This window comes from Streptomyces sp. NPDC037273, from assembly GCF_055603625.1.
Window position 1 is genome coordinate 18,720 of the sequence record NZ_JBVJVO010000014.1, and the last position, 16,785, is coordinate 35,504.

Below are 16,785 nucleotides of genomic sequence, written 5' to 3' on the forward strand. Positions count from 1 at the left end.
GGGGGGGCGTCGTTCCACTTTCGTCGGGGGTGGTGGTAGGGCGGGGGGGTGCTTCCGTGGGGAGGTTTTTTTTGGGCGGGGGGGGGGAGGGGGGAAAAAGCGGAGGGAAGTGGGCCCCCCCCCCCTGGGGGGGACCCGGGCCCTGCGTCTTGTGGTGGCACCGCCATGCAGCACCACAAGACGGCCACGCGGCGGAGCCGCATGGGGTATGGGTTATCCGAAGCGGCCGGAGATGTAGTCCTCGGTGGCCTGGACGCTGGGGTTGGAGAAGATGCGCTCGGTGTCGTCGAGCTCGATGAGCTTGCCGGGCTGGCCGACCGCCGCGAGGTTGAAGAACGCGGTGCGGTCGGAGACGCGGGCGGCCTGCTGCATGTTGTGCGTCACGATGACGATCGTGAAGCGCTCCTTGAGCTCGCCGATCAGGTCCTCGATGGCGAGGGTGGAGATCGGGTCGAGGGCCGAGCAGGGCTCGTCCATCAGGAGGACGTCGGGCTCGACCGCGATGGCGCGGGCGATGCAGAGGCGCTGCTGCTGGCCGCCGGAGAGGCCGGAGCCCGGCTTGTTGAGGCGGTCCTTGACCTCGTTCCAGAGGTTGGCGCCCTTGAGGGACCGCTCGACGATGTCGTTGAGCTCGGACTTCTTGTAGCTGCCGTTGAGCCGCAGGCCCGCCGCCACGTTGTCGAAGATCGACATGGTGGGGAAGGGGTTGGGGCGCTGGAAGACCATGCCGACCGTACGGCGCACGGCGACGGGGTCGACGTGGGAGCCGTACAGGTTCTCGTCGTCCAGCATCACCTTGCCCTCGACGCGGCCGCCGGGGGTGACCTCGTGCATGCGGTTCAGGGTGCGCAGGAAGGTGGACTTGCCGCAGCCGGAGGGGCCGATGAAGGCCGTCACGGAGCGGGGCTCGACGGTCATCGAGATGTCGTCGATCGCCTTGTGGGCGCCGTAGTAGGCGGAGAGGCCGCTGACGTCGATTCGCTTGGCCATGTGAATCACTACTTCCAATGATGCCGCGGTCAGCGGCCGGTCTTGGGGGCCTTCCAGCGGGCGATGCCGCGGGCCACCAGGTTGAGGATCATGACGAAGGCGATCAGGACGAGTGCGGCGGCCCAGGCGCGGGCCACGGCGGCGTCGGTGCCGACCGCGTACTGCTCGTACACGTAGAGCGGCAGGGAGGACTGGGCGCCTTCGAAGGGGTTCGGGTTGATGAGCTTCGTACCGAACACGAGGAGGAGTACGGGGGCCGTCTCACCGGTGATGCGGGCGACCGCGAGCATGACGCCCGTGGTGATGCCGCCGATCGCGGTGGGCAGGACCACCTTCAGGATGGTGCGCCACTTGGGGATGCCGAGGGCGAGGGAGGCCTCGCGGAGCTCGTTCGGGACGAGCTTGAGCATCTCCTCGGTGGAGCGGACCACGACCGGCATCATCAGGATGGCGAGGGCCATCGCTCCGGCGAACCCGGAGGGACCGAAGTCCAGCATCAGGGTCCAGGTGGAGAGGATGAAGAGGCCGGCGACGATCGACGGGATGCCCGTCATGACGTCGACGAAGAAGGTGACGGCCTGGGCGAGCTTTCCGCCGCCGTACTCGACGAGGTAGACCGCGGTCAGGAGGCCGATCGGCGCGGCGATCAGGGTCGCGATGCCGACCTGTTCGATGGTGCCGAGCAGCGCGTGGTAGACGCCGCCGCCGGCCTCGGCGTCGAGGACGCCGTTCATCGAGTGGGTCAGGAAGTAGACGTCGAGGACTTCCATGCCCTTGCTGATCGTCACCCAGGCGAGGGAGAGCAGGGGGATGACGGCGAGGACGAAGGAGACCCAGATGAAGCTGGTGGCGACGCGGTCCTTGGCCTGGCGGCGGCCTTCGACCTTGGTGGTCACGGCGAAGGTGACGAGGACGAAGAGCAGCGCGGCGATCAGGCCCCACTGGACCTTGCTGTGCCAGCCCGCGGCGAGGCCGATGCCGATGCCTCCGGCGAGGGAGCCGGCGGCGATGGCGGCCGGGGTCCAGCGGGGGAGCCGGGCGTGGGAGAGGGAGCGGCGGCGCGGGGCCGCCGTGACCGGACGATCCTGTATGGCGTGGCTCATGCCGCTGCCCCCGAGTACTCCTTGCGGCGGCCGATGATCCAGCGGGCGGCGCCGTTGACCAGCAGGGTGATGACGAAGAGGACGAGGCCGGAGGCGATCAGGGCGTCGCGGCCGTACTCGTTGGCCTCGTTGAACTTGGCGGCGATGTTCTGCGCGAAGGTGCCGCCGCCCGGGTCGAGCAGGTGGCCCGAGATGAGGAAGCTGGGGGAGAGGACCACGGCGACGGCCATGGTCTCGCCGAGTGCGCGGCCGAGGCCCAGCATGGAGGCGGAGATGATGCCGGAGCGGCCGAAGGGCAGCACCGACATGCGGATGACCTCCCAGCGCGTGGCGCCGAGGGCGAGGGCGGCTTCCTCGTGCATCCGGGGGACCTGGAGGAAGACCTCACGGGTGACGTTGGTGATGATCGGAAGGATCATGATGGCCAGCAGGATGCCCACGGTGAAGAGGTTGCGGGCGACGCCGTCGCTGGACTTGTCGAAGATGTACGTCCAGCCCAGGTACTGGTCGAGCCACTTGTTGAGGCCGTCCAGGTAGGGGACGAGGAAGATCGCGCCCCAGAGGCCGTAGATGATGCTGGGCACGGCGGCGAGCAGGTCGACCACGTACGCGAGCGGCTTGGCCAGCTTGCGCGGGGCGTAGTGCGAGATGAAGAGCGCGATGCCGATCGCGACGGGCACGGCGATGAGCATCGCGATGACCGAGGAGACGACGGTGCCGAAGGCGAGGACCGCGATGCCGAAGACCGGCGGGTTCGCGGCGGGGTTCCACTCGAAGGTGGTGAAGAAGTTCGTGCTGTCCTTCGAGATGGCGAGGACGGCGCGGTAGGTGAGGAAGCCGGCGATCGCGGCCATGATCACGAGGAGGGTGATGCCGGAGCCTCGGGACAGGCCGCTGAAGATGCGGTCCCCGGGGCGGGTCGCGCTCTTGGCGCGCCGGCTCCTCTGTATGTCTGGTGTGGTGGTAGCCATCTGCTTCTCCGGTCTGCGGTGCCCGTACGGCGTGTGCGGGCTCCTGGCGGCGGTGCACCGGATGCCGGGTCCGGCCCCCCCGTCGGGCGGGGGGCCGGACCCGGCCGGGGGTCAGGACAGGGTCGGGACGATCGCGCGGACCTTGGCCGCGATCTCGGCCGGGAGCGGGGCGTAGCCGGCGTCGGAGAGGACCTTCTGGCCCTCCTCGCTGGCGGTGTAGGTGAGGAACGCCTTCAGGGTCGGCAGGGTCTCCGCCTTGTTGCCCTTGTCGCAGGCGATCTCGTACGTGACCAGGGTCAGCGGGTAGGCGCCCTCGGCCTTGGTGGTGTAGTCGAGGGAGAGGGCCAGGTCGCTGCCGGTGCCCTTGACCTTGGCGGCGGCGATGGCCTTCGAGGCGTTCTCGGTGGTCGCGGCGACCGGGGCGGCGGCACCGGTGTTGATGCTGACCGTGGAGATCTTGTTGGCGGTGGCGTAGGAGAGCTCGAAGTAGCCGATGGAGCCCTCGGCGTCCTTGACCGCGGTGGCGACACCGGAGGAGCCGTTGGCGGCCTGGCCGCCCGGGGCGGGCCACGACTTCGTCTTCGGGTCGTACTTCCAGTCGGCCTTCGCGGTGGCCGAGAGGTACTTGCCGAGGTTCTGGGTGGTGCCCGACTCGTCCGAGCGGTGGAAGGCCTGGATGGTGGTGTCGGGGAGCTTCGCGCCCGGGTTCAGCTTGGCGATCGCCGGGTCGTTCCACTTGGTGATCTTCGTGTCGAAGATCTTGGCCAGGGTGGGGGCGTCCAGGACGAGGTTGTCCACGCCGTCCAGCTTGTAGCCGATGGCGATGGGGCCGCCGACCATCGGCAGGTTGATGCCCTTGCCGCCCTTGCAGATCTTCTGCGACTCGGCGACCTCTTCGTCCTTGAGGGCGGAGTCGGAGCCGGCGAAGGTGACCTGGCCCTGATTGAACTTGGTGATGCCGCCGCCGGAGCCGATGGCCTGGTAGTTGACCTCGACGCCGGAGCACGCGGCCTGGAAGTTCTTGACCCACAGGTCCATGGCGTTCTTCTGCGCGCTGGAGCCGGCGGCCAGGAGCTGGCCCTTGGCGCCGTCACAGGCGATGTTCGACGCGGCCGCGGTGGTCTTGGTGGAGCCGTCCTTGGTCGGGGTCTCCGTGTTGTTGTCCGAACCACACGCCGAGAGGACGAGCGCGCCGGAGACGACGAGGGCACCGATCGCGGAGGCGCGAAGCCCGTTGTTGCGCGAAAGCTTCACTTTCGGGTGTTCCTTCCAGAAGCCGTCTTGTCGCGGACCCGTTGTCCTGAACGTTCTACGACGGCGTGTGTCGGTTTGGTGGGTGCATCGCTGTGCTCCGTGCACCGTGTAAGGCCGAAATTAGGCAGAACAGGTGAAGCGGTCGACGGAGGAGAGTGAACGGAAAGTGAACCGTGCCGTAAGCCCGGGTGCGGGGTCCTGGCGGTGGTCCGTTCAGGTGGTCGGTTCAGGTCGTCGGTTCAGGTCGTCGTGCTGCCGGGGGACGTGGTGCCGGAGGCGAGCGCGCCGAGGAGGGCGTCGACGAGTTCCCTGTCCCGGTCCTGGGTGAGGCGGGCGCGCGCGGCGCGCGGGGGGAGCCAGAGCAGCCGGGTGACCTCGCGGTTCGGTGCGAAGAAGCCCGCGGTGGCCTGGGCCGCCCAGTAGCGGACCTCCTTGGGGCGGCCCTGGACCCGGTAGCGCACGGTGGGCAGCTCGGTGCCCAGCGCGCAGTTCATGCCGGTTTCCTCCCGGACCTCGCGCCGGGCCCCCGCCCGCGCCCCCTCGCCGCGCTTCAGCTTGCCCTTCGGGTGGGACCAGTCCGCCCACTTCGGCCGGTAGACCACCGCGATCTCGATGCCGTGGCCGGAAAGCGCCGGGCGCCAGAGGACGCAGCCGGCGGCGAGGACGGGGGCCGGGGAGGGGGCGGGGGAGGAGGTCATGGGACGGGGGCGGTGGTGCGGCGCCAGGCGTGCTGGAAGGCGAAGCGGGCGGCCTCGACCTCGTGGCGCTGGTCGGCGTGGAGGACGCCGAGGGCGTACGCCGTGGCGGGGGCGATCCGGGGGGTGCGGGCCGCGGTGGCGGCGGCGGTGGCGGCCTCGGCGGCGTCGCGGTGCCGGTCGAGGGCGCGGGCCGCCTCGTACAGCGCGGAGTCGGGTTCGCCGCCGGTGTGCAGGGCCTCGGAGGCGTACCGGTGCAGGCGCAGCAGGAGCCGGGTCTGGTGCCAGGGCGCGTCCTGGATCTCGCCGGCGCCGAGCCCGAGGGCCGCGGCGTTGTACGGGTGGGCCGCCCGGGTCAGCGGGAGGGCGGCGACCGCGTCGAGCAGGCGTCGCTCGGCGGCCTCGGCGGGGCCGTCGAGGACCTCGACGGCGGGGCCGGCGCCGACGGGGCCGAGCGGCACCTCGGAGGCGAGGAGCGCGACGGCGTCGGCGACGGCGTGGAAGCGGGAGGAGCCGAGCGCCTGGAGCGCGGCCGAGTGGGCGCGCGTACGGGCCAGGGTGAGCTGTCGTTCCAGGAGGGCGCCGGCGCGGGCGGCGCCGACGGTGAGTCCGTGCGCCTCGCTGCCCCGGGCGGCGGGGACAGGCGGGCCGCCGCGGGGGGCGCCGGGGGCGGTGGGGGCCGCGGCGCCGGGGCCGGTGGGGGCCGGTCCGTTCGTCAGGCGGGACAGGGCGTCCACGAGGCGGACGAGGCGGGAGGTGCAGGCGTGCTCCAGGGCGAGGGTGCCGGAGAGCCAGGCGAGCTCGGCGCGGAGGTGGTCGGCCCAGGTGCTGTCGAGGAGGGGCCGGAAGGTGTGCAGGGTGGCGCTGATGCGGCGGGCGGCGGCGCGGAGCGTGCGGGCGGCCTCCTCCGCTCCGGCGGTGTCGGAGCCGCTCTCGTGGTGCAGCCGCAGGCCGCGGAGGAAGTCCGCGGCCCGGGCGTGCAGATAGGGGGCGAGGACGTCGCCCGCCGTGATGTCCGCCGAGTGGTCAGGGTTGTGCACGCCGGCGCCTCCGCGCGTCGATGAGCATCTCCTGGACGTGCCGCAGGGGGCGGCCTTCGGGGTCGGTCGCGTGGCGCGTCCAGTTCCCGTCGGGCCCGAGGTGCCAGGAGGAGGTGGTGTCGGACATCCCGGTCTCCAGGAGCCGGGTGAGCGCGGCCCGGTGGGCCGGGTCGGTGACGCGGACGAGGGCCTCGATGCGGCGGTCCAGGTTGCGGTGCATCATGTCGGCGCTGCCGAACCAGACCTCGGGTTCGCCGCCGTTGCCGAAGGCGAAGACCCGGGAGTGCTCCAGGAAGCGGCCGAGGATCGACCGGACCCGGATGTTCTCGGAGAGGCCGGTGACCCCGGGGCGTACGGCGCAGATGCCGCGGACCCAGATGTCGACGGGGACTCCGGCCCGGGAGGCCTGGTAGCAGGCGTCGATGACGGCCTCGTCGACCATCGAGTTGACCTTGATCCGGACGTACGCGGGCCGGCCGGCGCGGTGGTGGGCGATCTCCTTGGTGATCCGGGAGACCAGCCCGTCGCGCAGCGACTTGGGGGCCGTGAGCAGACGGCGGTAGGTCTCGCGGCGGGAGTAGCCGGAGAGCCGGTTGAACAGGTCGGAGAGGTCGGCGCCGACCTGCGGGTCGGCGGTGAGCAGGCCGAGGTCCTCGTAGAGGCGCGCGGTCTTCGGGTGGTAGTTGCCGGTGCCGACGTGCGAGTAGCGGCGCAGGAGTTCGCCCTCCTGGCGGACGACCAGGGAGAGCTTGCAGTGGGTCTTGAGGCCCACCAGGCCGTAGACGACGTGGCAGCCGGCCTCCTCCAGCTTCCGGGCCCACTTGATGTTGGCCTGCTCGTCGAAGCGGGCCTTGATCTCGACCAGGACGAGGACCTGCTTGCCGGACTCGGCGGCGTCGATGAGGGCGTCCACTATCGGCGAGTCGCCGGAGGTCCGGTACAGCGTCTGCTTGATCGCGAGGACGTCCGGGTCGGCCGCCGCCTGCTCCAGGAAGGCCTGGACGGAGGTCGAGAAGGAGTCGTACGGGTGGTGCAGGAGCACGTCCCGCTCGCGCAGCGCCGCGAAGATGTCGGGCGCGGACGCCGACTCGACCTCGGCGAGGTCCCGGTGGGTGCCGGCCACGTACTTCGGGTACTTCAGCTCGGGCCGGTCCTGCCCGGCGATGCCGAAGAGGCCCGTGAGGTCGAGCGGGCCGGGCAGCGGGTACACCTCGGCGTCGGAGATCTTCAGCTCGCGGACGAGCAGGTCGAGGACGTACGGGTCGATGGACTCCTCGACCTCCAGGCGCACCGGCGGGCCGAAGCGGCGCCGCATGAGTTCCTTCTCCAGGGCCTGGAGCAGGTTCTCGGCGTCGTCCTCCTCGACCTCCAGGTCCTCGTTCCTCGTCACCCGGAACATGTGGTGCGCGAGCACCTCCATGCCGGGGAACAGCTCCTCCAGATGTGCCGCGATCACGTCTTCGAGGGGGACGTACCGCTGCGGGGAGGCCTCCAGGAAGCGGGAGAGGAGGGGCGGGACCTTGACCCGGGCGAAGTGGCGGTGGCCGCTGACCGGGTTGCGGACGACCACGGCGAGGTTGAGGCTCAGGCCGGAGATGTACGGGAAGGGGTGGGCCGGGTCCACGGCCAGCGGGGTGAGGACCGGGAAGATCTGCTGCCGGAACAGGGTGAAGAGGCGCGCCTGCTCCTTCTCCGTGAGCTCGGGCCAGCGGATCAGGTGGATGCCCTCGTCGGCCAGGGCCGGGGCCACGTCCTGCTGGTAGCAGGCGGCGTGCCGGGCCATGAGCTCGCGCGAGCGCGTCCAGATGAGGTCGAGGACCTCGCGGGGCTGGAGGCCCGAGGCGGAGCGGGTGGCCACGCCGGTCGCGATGCGGCGCTTCAGGCCGGCGACCCGGACCATGAAGAACTCGTCCAGGTTCGAGGCGAAGATCGCGAGGAAGTTCGCCCGTTCGAGGAGGGGGGTCGTGGGGTCCTCGGCCAGTTCGAGGACGCGCTCGTTGAACGCGAGCCAGCTGCGCTCCCGGTCGAGGAAACGCCCCTGCGGCAGCGCGTCGCCCAGGCTTCCGTCGTCCTCGTACGCGTCGGGATCGGAGTCCAGGTCGTGGTCCAGGTCCGCGACGGCGCTCGCGTTGACCACGAGCGGGCGGTGCGCGGCTATGGAACCGAGCGAGGGCTGGACGGGCGACGTGGCGGAGGACTGGACCGGGACCTCGGCGGGCTGCTGGCTCATGGGCCCATTCTTCCGCGCGAAGGGGTGGTCGGGCGCGTCGGAGCGGGCCGTGGGGCTGGGAAGCCTCCCTTTGGGAAGGCTGGACACGGAGCGCTTCATTGCGTGAGCGTCGCAAGCGCGTCTGAATGGCCGGTAACGACGACATGTCGTACGGGAATCGGGGGCAGGGCCTTGTACGCCTCCCCGCCCCCGCTCCGTCTACGCGTGTCCTCTTCGGCCGTCCCCCGCCGCTGCCCCTACGGATGCCGGGCGCGCAGCACCCGGAAGGCGGCGTAGACGACGAGCGCGGCGAGCGCGAGCAGGATGCCGGACTCGATGAGCTGGATGGGCCAGTAGTGGGACTGGGGGTGGTAGTCCCAGTACTGGCCGACGACGTCCAGGTCGGGCGGGCAGATCTCCCAGTTCTCGGTCCGCTCCCAGCAGGCGGTGAGCGGCAGCCGTTCGCCGGATCCGGTGATCAGCCCGGTGGCCGTCTCCCGGTAGCTGACGGGCAGGGCGGCGCTGATCCCCGGGGAGACCGGCCGCGTCAGGGTCTCGACCGGCATGAGCGACCAGCGGAGCCCGCCGCTCAGGAGCAGGGTGATGCCGGTGACGAGGCCGGTGAGGGCCATGGCGGGAACGGTACGGCGCGCCAGCAGGCCGATCAGGGCGCCCAGTGCGAGGGCGAGCAGCGCCTGGGCGACCAGGACGGGGCCGGTGGCGGCGTACGTGCCGGGCTCGTACCAGAGGAAGGACCAGCTGTCGGCGAAGTTCGCCCAGCCGAGCCGGTAGGCGCCGATCAGCCCGAGCGTGCCGACGACGGTGACGGCACCGGCGACCAGGAGCTTCGTCCCGAGCCAGCGGGCGGGGCTCACGGACTGGGTCAGGGCGACCTTGTACGTCCCTGATTCCAGCTCGCGGGCGACCATCGGTCCCGCGACGAACGCGCCGACGAGCAGGGGCAGGAGCCCCATGGCGCCGGAGGCCGCCTCGACGGCGAAGCGCAGGACCGCGTGGCCGTTGTCCTGGTTGGTGCCGACGGTCACGCCGTCCAGGTAGCGCAGTCCGCCCATCACGGCGAGGGACGCGACCACCGCCGCGACCGCCAGCCACAGGCTGCGCCGGTACTGCCGGATCGTCACCCAGTAGGGGCCCTTGAGGGCGAGGCTGGTCATGCCGGGGTTCCTTCGGGGGTGCGGAGGTGGGCGAGGAGGAGGTCTTCGAGGGTGGGGGTGGTGGTCTGCCAGGGGCCTTCGAGGGGGCCTTGGGGGCGGATGAGGGCGGTGAGTTGACGGCCTGTCGTGCGGGATTCGACGACGGTGTGGGGGGCGAGGTCGGCGATGGGGCCGGTGAGGAGGGTGTGGGCGGCGAGGAGGTCGTCGACGGAGCCTTCGAGGCGGACCTTGCCGCCGTGCAGGAGGATCAGGTGGTCGCAGGCGCCTTCGAGCTCGGTGAGGATGTGCGACGACATGACGACGGTGGTGCCGTGGTCGGCGGCGTCGGCCATGAGCAGGCCCATCAGCTGGTGGCGGGCGAGCGGGTCGAGGTCGGCCATCGGCTCGTCGAGGAGCAGGAGTTCGGCCCGTTTGCCGAGGGCGAGCGCGAGGGCGACGCGGGTGCGCCGGCCGCCGGAGAGGTCGCGGACGAGGGAGTGCGGGTCGAGCGTGCCGGCGATGACCCGTTCGGCGGCGGTCTCGTCCCAGCGGTCGGGGTTGAGTTCGCGTCCCATGCGCAGGGTGTCGGCGACGGTGAGCCGGGGGTGCAGGGGCTTGTCCTGGGCGACGTACGCCACGCGCTCGCGTGCGGGGGCCTTGAGGGTGCCCTCGGTGGGGCGGAGGAGGCCGGCGGCGAGGGCGAGGAGGGTGGACTTGCCGGCGCCGTTGGGGCCGACGAGGGCGCAGATCCGGCCGGCGGGGAGCGTGAAGTCGCACTCGCGCAGGGCCCAGCCGCGGCCTCTTCCCCCGTACCGCAGGCCCAGGAGGTCCGCCTCCAGGGCGGTGTCCTTCGTCATCGTTCGTCGTCCCCCTCGAAGTGTTCCTTCAGTACGGATGTGAAGAGCGCGGCCACGTCCTCACGCTCAAGGCCCTCGGCCCGTGCCCGGCGTGCCCAGTCGGCGAGTTCGCCGCGCAGGGGCGAGTCGGCGGGGCCGGTGCCGAGGGTGGCGCGGACGAAGGTGCCGAGGCCGCGGCGGGCCTCGACGAGGCCTTCGCGTTCGAGTTCGCGGTAGGCCTTGAGGACCGTGTTGGGGTTGATGGCCGTCGCTTCGACGACCTCGCGTGCGGTGGGCAGTCGGTCGCCTGGTTCCAGGAGGCCCATCCGGAGGGCCTGTTTCGTCTGCTGGACGATCTGGAGGTAGGTGGCGACGCCACTGCGCCGGTCGATGCGGTACTCGACCACGATCCCTTCCACCACCCTTTCACTAATCAAGTAGTGAAAGGGTGGTGGAAAGAAGGGGGCGGTGTCAACCGCCCCCTGTCACTTGTGTGTTCAGGACTCCGTGCGGTACATCAGGTCCACCTCGTGCGTGGCGAAGCCGATGCCCTCGTAGACGCGCACCGCGGCCGTGTTGTCGGCGTCCACGTACAGCATGGCCGTCGGGAGGCCCTGGGCCGCCAGGTGGCGCAGGCCGATGGCGGTGAGGGCCTTGCCGAGGCCGCCGCCCTGGGCTTCGGGGAGGATGCCGACCACGTAGACCTCGCCGAGCTGCTCCTCGGCGTGCGTCTTGGTCCAGTGGAAGCCGATGAGGCGGCCGTCCTTCTCCGCGAGGAAGAAGCCCTCCGGGTCGAACCAGGGCTCGGCCATCCGGTCGTCGAGGTCCCGCTGGGTGAGCGAGCCCTGCTCGGGGTGGTGGGCGAAGGCGGCGGCGTTGACGGCGATCCAGGCCGCGTCGTCCTGGCCGGGCGTGAAGGTCCGCACGGTGACGCCCTCGGGCAGCACCGGCTCGGGGATGTCGAGCGGCACCAGGGGCCGCCGCAGCTGGCGCAGTTCGCGGAAGAGCGTCAGGCCGAGGACCTGGGCCAGGTGCCGGGCGGCCGACTTGCCGCCGTGTGCCCAGACCCGCAGCCGCTTGCCGGAGGCGGTGAGCAGGGCCGTGCCGAGCGCCCGGCCGTGGCCGCGGCCGCGGTTCGCCGGGTGGACGACGAGTTCGGCGGCGGGTGCCTCGATGGGGTCCGTCTCCTCCAGCTGCGCGTAGCCGTAGAGGTTCGGGCCGACGGTGAGCAGGAAGTGGGTCACCCCCTCGCGCCGGCCGTGGCGCAGGTAGAGCCGCCCCTGTTCGGACACGGCGTGCAGCCCGTCGGCGTGGTCGGCCGCCTCGAGCAGGTCCAGTACGTCCTGGACCTGCTCCGGCGTGAGCTCGTCATACGTGTGGATCTGCCGTCCTGGTTCGAGGGCCGGCGCCGCGTCGGAAGTCATGGCTACGAGCCTACGGCGACGACTCGTCAGCAAGAGGCAACTGTCTTGTAACCAGCCACCCCCTGTTGCGCTACGCGCGTTGACTCTAGGCTGCACGCGCAACGGGGGTGTAGATCAAGGCCGCGAAACGGGGCAAGGGGACGAGTGGGAGAGATGGCAGCGACGACTGGGAAGAAGAAGACGGCACGGCGGATTCTGGCCGCCGGGGCCGGGCTCGTCACGGTCGGCGCGCTGGTCGCGGCGATGCCGACGGCCGGTGCGGCGGGTGACGCGTACGCCGCGGGGCAGGGGACGAACGGCAAGGGCTGGGGGCGGATGGTGGACGTCCAGCTGCTGTCCTTCAACGACCTGCACGGCAACCTGGAGCCGCCGGCCGGTTCGTCGGGTCAGGTGACGCGGACCAAGGAGGACGGCACCACCGAGAAGATCGACGCGGGCGGTGTCGAGTACCTGGCGACGCACCTGCGCCAGGCGCGGCAGGGGAATCGTTACTCCATCACGGCGGCCGCCGGTGACCTGATCGGCGCTTCGCCGCTGCTGTCGGGTCTGTTCCACGACGAGCCGACCATCGGGGCGCTGAACAAGCTGGACCTGGACGTCACCTCGGTGGGCAACCACGAGTTCGACGAGGGCGCTGTCGAGCTGGCCCGTATGCAGGACGGCGGCTGTCACCCGACGGCGGGCTGTTTCGTGGAGGGCGAGGAGTTCGAGGGGGCCGACTTCCCGTACCTCGCGGCCAACGTGACGAAGGAGAAGACCGGCAAGCCGCTGCTCGACCCGTACTTCATCTGGGAGAAGGACGGCGTCAGGATCGGCTTCATCGGCGTGACCCTGGAGGGCACTCCGAACGTCGTCACCGCCGAGGGCGTCAAGGGCCTGAAGTTCGGCGACGAGGTCGAGACGATCAACAAGTACACGAAGGTCCTGGAGCGCAAGGGCGTCAAGTCCATCGTCGCCCTGGTCCACGAGGGCGGCATGCCGGCCTCGGCCTCGTACAACTACAACTGCGACGGTGACGGCGACGGTGACGGCGAGGGCGTCTCCGGCGCGATCGTCGACATCGCGAAGAACGTCTCGCCGCAGGTCGACGCGCTGGTCACGGGCCACACCCACCAGGCGTACGTCTGCAGCATCCCGGACCCGGCGGGCAACCCGCGGCTGGTCACCTCGGCGTCCTCCTTCGGCAAGCTCTACACCGACACGACGCTGACGTACGACCGCGCCACCAAGGACATCGTCCGTACGGCGGTGGACTCGGCCAACCACGTCGTCTCGCGTGACGTGCCGAAGGCCGCGGACCTGACCCAGCTGATCACCGACTGGAAGGCGCTCGCCGCTCCGGTCGCGAACCGTCCGCAGGGCTTCATCGCCGCCGACATCAACGGCCGCGGTTCCACGGCGTACGAGAAGCCGCTCGGCGACCTGATCGCCGACGCGCAGCTGGAGGGCCTGGCCCCGGCGGACAAGGGCGGCGCGCAGCTGGCCCTGATGAACCCGGGCGGCATCCGCTCCGACCTGGTCTACAAGGCGTCCGGCGCCGAGGGCGACGGCGTGGTGACCTACGGCGAGTCGTTCACCGTGCAGCCCTTCACCAACATGATGAACGTGGTGGACCTGACCGGCGCGAACCTGATCACCGCGCTGAAGCAGCAGGTCAGCGGCTCGAACCTGAATTCCATCAAGATCCTTCAGGTCTCGAAGGGCCTCACCTACACGCTCGACATGACCAAGACGGGCGCGGACCGCGTCGTCGACGGCTCGGTCAAGCTGAACGGTGCGGCGATCGACCCGTCGAAGACCTACCGCGTCGCGATGAACGAGTTCCTCGCGGGCGGCGGCGACGGCTTCGCGGCCCTGGCCACCGGCACCAACAAGCTGGTCGGCGCCTCGGACCTCGACGTCTTCAACGCCTACCTGGCCAAGAACTCCTCGGCCACCGCCCCGCTGCAGGTCCCGGCGGCGGACCGGATCACGGTTGTGAAGTAGTCCTCGCGGACCCCTGAGCAGGGGGCGGCGGACCCGTTTCGGCGGGCCGTCGCCCCCTTCTTCGTACGCCTTCTGGTGGAGTTGATGTGGACCTGACATAGTGCCGGGTCATGGAGCGACGACGCTTACTTCTCGGGGCCCTCGGGGCCGGAGCCGCGCTGTTCGCCGGGGCGCCCGGTGCCTCGGCCGTGGACGTACGGGCATGGATGGGGGCGCACGGGGACGGGACGGACCTGCGGCGGCTGACCATCCCCGGGACGCACGACTCGGGAGCCCGGTTCGGCGGCGCGTGGAGCGAGTGCCAGAACACGACCATCGCCCAGCAGCTGGACAGCGGCATCCGCTTCCTGGACGTACGGTGCCGGGTGACGGGCGGCTCGTTCGCGATCCACCACGGCGCCTCGTACCAGAACATGATGTTCGGCGACGTCCTCGTCGCCTGCGCGGCCTTCCTCGCCGCGCACCCCTCCGAGACCGTCCTCATGCGGGTCAGGCAGGAGTACTCGGAGGAGTCGGACGCCACCTTCCGGGCCGTCTTCGACGACTACCTCGACCGGCGCGGCTGGCGCTCCCTCTTCCGCATCGGGGACACCCTTCCCCTCCTCGGCGAGGCCCGCGGCCGGGTCGTGCTCCTCGCCGACAACGGCGGACTGCCCGGGCTGCGCTGGGGCGGGCCCGCGTTCGCGATCCAGGACGACTGGAACGCGCTGCCCGACGCCAAGTACCCGAAGATCCAGGCCCACTTCCGCGCCGCCGTCGCACAGCCCGGCCGGCTCTACGTGAACTTCGTCAGCACCTCCGCGTACCTGCCGCCGCGCTGGAACTCCGACCGGCTCAACCCCTGGGTGCACGGCTTCCTCGACAGCGCGGAGCTGGCCGGACGCACCGGGCTCGGGATCGTCCCGATGGACTACCCGAACACCCGCTCAGGCCTCGTCGAGGCCCTCCTCCGGCACAACTGACAGCTCGGGCGGCGGCGTCGGTGCCCCCGGCAGGCGCAGCCGGGCCACCGTGCCGCCGCCCTCCGCCGGGGACAGCGCCACCGTGCCGCCGGCCTGCCGCACGGTACGCGCCACGATCGATAGGCCGAGGCCGGAGCCGGGAAGGCTGCGGGCCGAAGGGGAGCGCCAGAAGCGTTCGAAGACGTGCGGGAGCTCGTCCGGGGAGATCCCGGGCCCGTGGTCCCGGACCGTGAGCTCGCCCCGCATCAGGGTCACCTCGACCTCGCCCCGGGGCGGCGAGAACTTCACCGCGTTGTCGAGGACGTTGACCAGCGCGCGTTCCAGCGCCGCCGGCTCCGCCCGTACGTACCAGGGGGCCAGGTCCGTCACGAACGTCAGCTCGGGACCGCGCAGTTTCGCCCGGTCGAGGGCCGACCGCAGGATGCCGTGCAGCGGTACGACCTCCAGCGGGCCCGGCCGCACCGTGTCGGGGCGGGCCAGCTCCTGGAGGTCGCCGATGAGCGCGGCCAGCTCCGTCATCTGCGCCTTCACCGAGGCCATCAGGGCCCGCCGGTCGTCCGGCGGGATCGCCCGGCCGGTCTCCTCGCTGCGCGCCAGGAGTTCGACGTTCGTCCGCAGCGAGGTCAGAGGCGTCCGCAGCTCGTGGCCCGCGTCCGCGATCAGCCGCGCCTGCCGGTCGCGGGAGGTCGCGAGGGCGGCCGTCATCGCGTTGAAGGAGCGGGAGAGGCGCGCGATCTCGTCCTCGCCCTCGACCGGGATACGGACCGTCAGGTCCTCCGTCGCGGCCACGTGCTCGACCGCTTCCGTCAGCCGGTTCACCGGCTCGAGGCCGGTCCGCGCCACCCACAGTCCGGCCGCGCCCGCGCCGACGACACCGATCCCGGAGACCAGGAGCAGCACCCAGCGCAGTGTGGACATCGAGTTGTCGATCTCGGCCAGCGGGCGGGCCACCGAGACCGCGAGGCCGATCGGGCCGTCCTGCGGGTAGGTGTAGACCCGCATCTCCCGCCCGGCGTCGTCCTTCACCGTGTGCAGGGTGTACTCCAGCTGCCCCCGTGCCACCGCGAGGTCGCCCGTGCCGGCCGGGATCGCGGCCTTCCCCGAGGTGCAGACGCTGCCGTTGGCCAGGATGACCTGCACCGTGTACGAGCCCGCCACCGGCGGCGGCGTCGTGCCCTGCCGGCACAGCGCAAGGAGGCTCTGCACGCCGTTCGCGTCGAGTCGGGTGCTGCGCAGCGAGGCGTCCATCTCCGCCTCCAGCTGCGCCCGGGTCACGAACCAGCAGGCCAGCGACACGCCGGCCACCGCGAGCGCCACCGCGAGCGCGGTCAGCAGCGCGAGCCGCGACCGCAGCGGCCGCGAGCGGAACCACGCCAGCGGCCGCGGCGCCCGCGGACGCCCCGTCCGGTGCTCCGTCACTCCCCGCCTCCTCCGCGCAGCGCGTAGCCCACGCCCCGCACCGTGTGGACCAGGCGCGGCTCGCCGCCGGCCTCGGTCTTGCGCCGCAGATACATCACGTACACGTCGAGCGAGTTGGAACTCGGCTCGAAGTCGAAGCCCCACACGGCCTTCAGGATCTGCTCGCGGGTCAGCACCTGCCGCGGATGCGCCAGGAACATCTCCAGGAGCGTGAACTCGGTCCGGGTCAGCTCCACCGTCCGCCCGCCCCGCGTCACCTCGCGGGTCGCCAGGTCCATCCGCAGGTCCTCGAAGGACAGCACGTCGCCCTCGGCGGGACCCGGCGCCGCGGCCGAGGCGTACGAGCTGCGCCGCAGCAGCGCCCGGATCCGGGCGAACAGTTCGTCCAGCTCGAACGGCTTCACCAGGTAGTCGTCCGCGCCCGCGTCGAGCCCGGTGACCCGGTCGCCGACGGTGTCCCGTGCGGTGAGCATCAGGATCGGCACGGTCGACCCGGAGGCCCGGATGCGGCGGGCCGCCGTCAGCCCGTCCATGCGGGGCATCTGGATGTCGAGGACGACGAGGTCGGGGGCGTACGCCTCCATCCGGCCGAGCGCGTCCAGACCGTCGACGGCGACCTCCGTCCCGTACCCCTCGAAGGCGAGGCTGCGGCGCAGCGCCTCCCGTACGGCGGGCTCGTCGTCGACGACGAGGATGCGCTCGGCTTCGTTCTGCTGTCCCGTCATGGGCTGTCCCGTCATGC

15 protein-coding genes are annotated in these 16,785 nt (G+C 71.3%); 2 read left to right on the forward strand and 13 right to left on the reverse strand.

The features are described from left to right. Window positions 1-213: 213 nt before the first annotated feature. The 11 genes from pstB to mshD form a co-directional block, all read right to left on the reverse strand. Window positions 214-990, reverse strand: a complete 777-nt coding sequence (gene pstB / locus ACZ7G1_RS29705; protein ID WP_470880391.1) for a phosphate ABC transporter ATP-binding protein PstB — start codon at window positions 988-990, stop codon at window positions 214-216. Window positions 991-1,019: 29 nt separating this feature from the next. After that, on the reverse strand, window positions 1,020-2,093 hold the full coding sequence (gene pstA, locus ACZ7G1_RS29710) for a phosphate ABC transporter permease PstA (protein ID WP_470880393.1): 1,074 nt from the start codon (window positions 2,091-2,093) through the stop codon (window positions 1,020-1,022). Then, a complete protein-coding gene (gene pstC / locus ACZ7G1_RS29715; protein WP_470880395.1) occupies window positions 2,090-3,064 on the reverse strand; it encodes a phosphate ABC transporter permease subunit PstC in 975 nt (324 codons plus the stop codon). The genes pstA and pstC overlap by 4 nt, the downstream gene beginning before the upstream one ends. A 111-nt stretch (window positions 3,065-3,175) precedes the next feature. Then, window positions 3,176-4,318 (reverse strand): phosphate ABC transporter substrate-binding protein PstS, encoded by a 1,143-nt coding sequence (gene pstS, locus ACZ7G1_RS29720; protein WP_470880396.1) that lies wholly within the window; start codon window positions 4,316-4,318, stop codon window positions 3,176-3,178. 239 nt (window positions 4,319-4,557) lie between these two features. Further along, complete coding sequence (locus tag ACZ7G1_RS29725; protein WP_470880398.1) at window positions 4,558-5,016, reverse strand: NUDIX hydrolase; 459 nt, start codon at window positions 5,014-5,016, stop codon at window positions 4,558-4,560. Continuing rightward, a complete protein-coding gene (locus ACZ7G1_RS29730) occupies window positions 5,013-6,053 on the reverse strand; it encodes a CHAD domain-containing protein (protein WP_470880399.1) in 1,041 nt (346 codons plus the stop codon). The genes ACZ7G1_RS29725 and ACZ7G1_RS29730 overlap by 4 nt, the downstream gene beginning before the upstream one ends. After that, window positions 6,040-8,283: an RNA degradosome polyphosphate kinase gene (locus ACZ7G1_RS29735; protein ID WP_470880400.1), complete on the reverse strand. Its 2,244-nt coding sequence runs from the start codon at window positions 8,281-8,283 to the stop codon at window positions 6,040-6,042. Before ACZ7G1_RS29735 ends, ACZ7G1_RS29730 begins: the two co-directional genes overlap by 14 nt. 236 nt (window positions 8,284-8,519) lie before the next feature. After that, complete coding sequence (locus ACZ7G1_RS29740; protein WP_470880402.1) at window positions 8,520-9,437, reverse strand: ABC transporter permease; 918 nt, start codon at window positions 9,435-9,437, stop codon at window positions 8,520-8,522. Then, window positions 9,434-10,273 (reverse strand): ATP-binding cassette domain-containing protein, encoded by an 840-nt coding sequence (locus ACZ7G1_RS29745; protein ID WP_470880404.1) that lies wholly within the window; start codon window positions 10,271-10,273, stop codon window positions 9,434-9,436. The genes ACZ7G1_RS29740 and ACZ7G1_RS29745 overlap by 4 nt, the downstream gene beginning before the upstream one ends. Next, window positions 10,270-10,659: a GntR family transcriptional regulator gene (locus ACZ7G1_RS29750; protein WP_470880505.1), complete on the reverse strand. Its 390-nt coding sequence runs from the start codon at window positions 10,657-10,659 to the stop codon at window positions 10,270-10,272. Before ACZ7G1_RS29750 ends, ACZ7G1_RS29745 begins: the two co-directional genes overlap by 4 nt. A gap of 90 nt (window positions 10,660-10,749) precedes the next feature. Continuing rightward, entirely contained in the window at window positions 10,750-11,676 is a 927-nt protein-coding gene (gene mshD, locus ACZ7G1_RS29755; RefSeq protein WP_470880406.1) for a mycothiol synthase, read from the reverse strand. Window positions 11,677-11,829: 153 nt separating this feature from the next. Between mshD and ACZ7G1_RS29760 the strand changes: the two genes are divergently transcribed. Both ACZ7G1_RS29760 and ACZ7G1_RS29765 read left to right on the forward strand, forming a co-directional pair. After that, entirely contained in the window at window positions 11,830-13,662 is a 1,833-nt protein-coding gene (locus tag ACZ7G1_RS29760; RefSeq protein ID WP_470880408.1) for a bifunctional metallophosphatase/5'-nucleotidase, read from the forward strand. Between the two features lie 110 nt (window positions 13,663-13,772). Further along, entirely contained in the window at window positions 13,773-14,624 is an 852-nt protein-coding gene (locus ACZ7G1_RS29765; protein ID WP_470880410.1) for a phosphatidylinositol-specific phospholipase C, read from the forward strand. Here the strand turns inward: ACZ7G1_RS29765 and ACZ7G1_RS29770 are convergent. Together ACZ7G1_RS29770 and ACZ7G1_RS29775 are read right to left on the reverse strand one after the other, a co-directional pair. Next, complete coding sequence (locus tag ACZ7G1_RS29770) at window positions 14,589-16,043, reverse strand: sensor histidine kinase (protein ID WP_470880412.1); 1,455 nt, start codon at window positions 16,041-16,043, stop codon at window positions 14,589-14,591. The genes ACZ7G1_RS29765 and ACZ7G1_RS29770 overlap by 36 nt on opposite strands. Continuing rightward, a complete protein-coding gene (locus ACZ7G1_RS29775; protein WP_470880507.1) occupies window positions 16,040-16,768 on the reverse strand; it encodes a response regulator transcription factor in 729 nt (242 codons plus the stop codon). The genes ACZ7G1_RS29770 and ACZ7G1_RS29775 overlap by 4 nt, the downstream gene beginning before the upstream one ends. Between the last annotated feature and the right edge of the window lie 17 nt (window positions 16,769-16,785).

Excerpts from the sequence above, each read along its gene's own strand:
- pstB (WP_470880391.1), bottom strand. The coding sequence starts at position 990 with ATGGCCAAGCGAATCGACGTCAGCGGCCTCTCCGCCTACTACGGCGCC.
- pstA (WP_470880393.1), bottom strand. The coding sequence starts at position 2,093 with ATGAGCCACGCCATACAGGATCGTCCGGTCACGGCGGCCCCGCGCCGC.
- pstC (WP_470880395.1), bottom strand. The coding sequence starts at position 3,064 with ATGGCTACCACCACACCAGACATACAGAGGAGCCGGCGCGCCAAGAGC.
- ACZ7G1_RS29725 (WP_470880398.1), bottom strand. The coding sequence starts at position 5,016 with ATGACCTCCTCCCCCGCCCCCTCCCCGGCCCCCGTCCTCGCCGCCGGC.
- ACZ7G1_RS29735 (WP_470880400.1), bottom strand. The coding sequence starts at position 8,283 with ATGAGCCAGCAGCCCGCCGAGGTCCCGGTCCAGTCCTCCGCCACGTCG.
- ACZ7G1_RS29740 (WP_470880402.1), bottom strand. The coding sequence starts at position 9,437 with ATGACCAGCCTCGCCCTCAAGGGCCCCTACTGGGTGACGATCCGGCAG.
- ACZ7G1_RS29745 (WP_470880404.1), bottom strand. The coding sequence starts at position 10,273 with ATGACGAAGGACACCGCCCTGGAGGCGGACCTCCTGGGCCTGCGGTAC.
- mshD (WP_470880406.1), bottom strand. The coding sequence starts at position 11,676 with ATGACTTCCGACGCGGCGCCGGCCCTCGAACCAGGACGGCAGATCCAC.
- ACZ7G1_RS29760 (WP_470880408.1), top strand. The coding sequence starts at position 11,830 with ATGGCAGCGACGACTGGGAAGAAGAAGACGGCACGGCGGATTCTGGCC.
- ACZ7G1_RS29765 (WP_470880410.1), top strand. The coding sequence starts at position 13,773 with ATGGAGCGACGACGCTTACTTCTCGGGGCCCTCGGGGCCGGAGCCGCG.
- ACZ7G1_RS29775 (WP_470880507.1), bottom strand. The coding sequence starts at position 16,768 with ATGACGGGACAGCAGAACGAAGCCGAGCGCATCCTCGTCGTCGACGAC.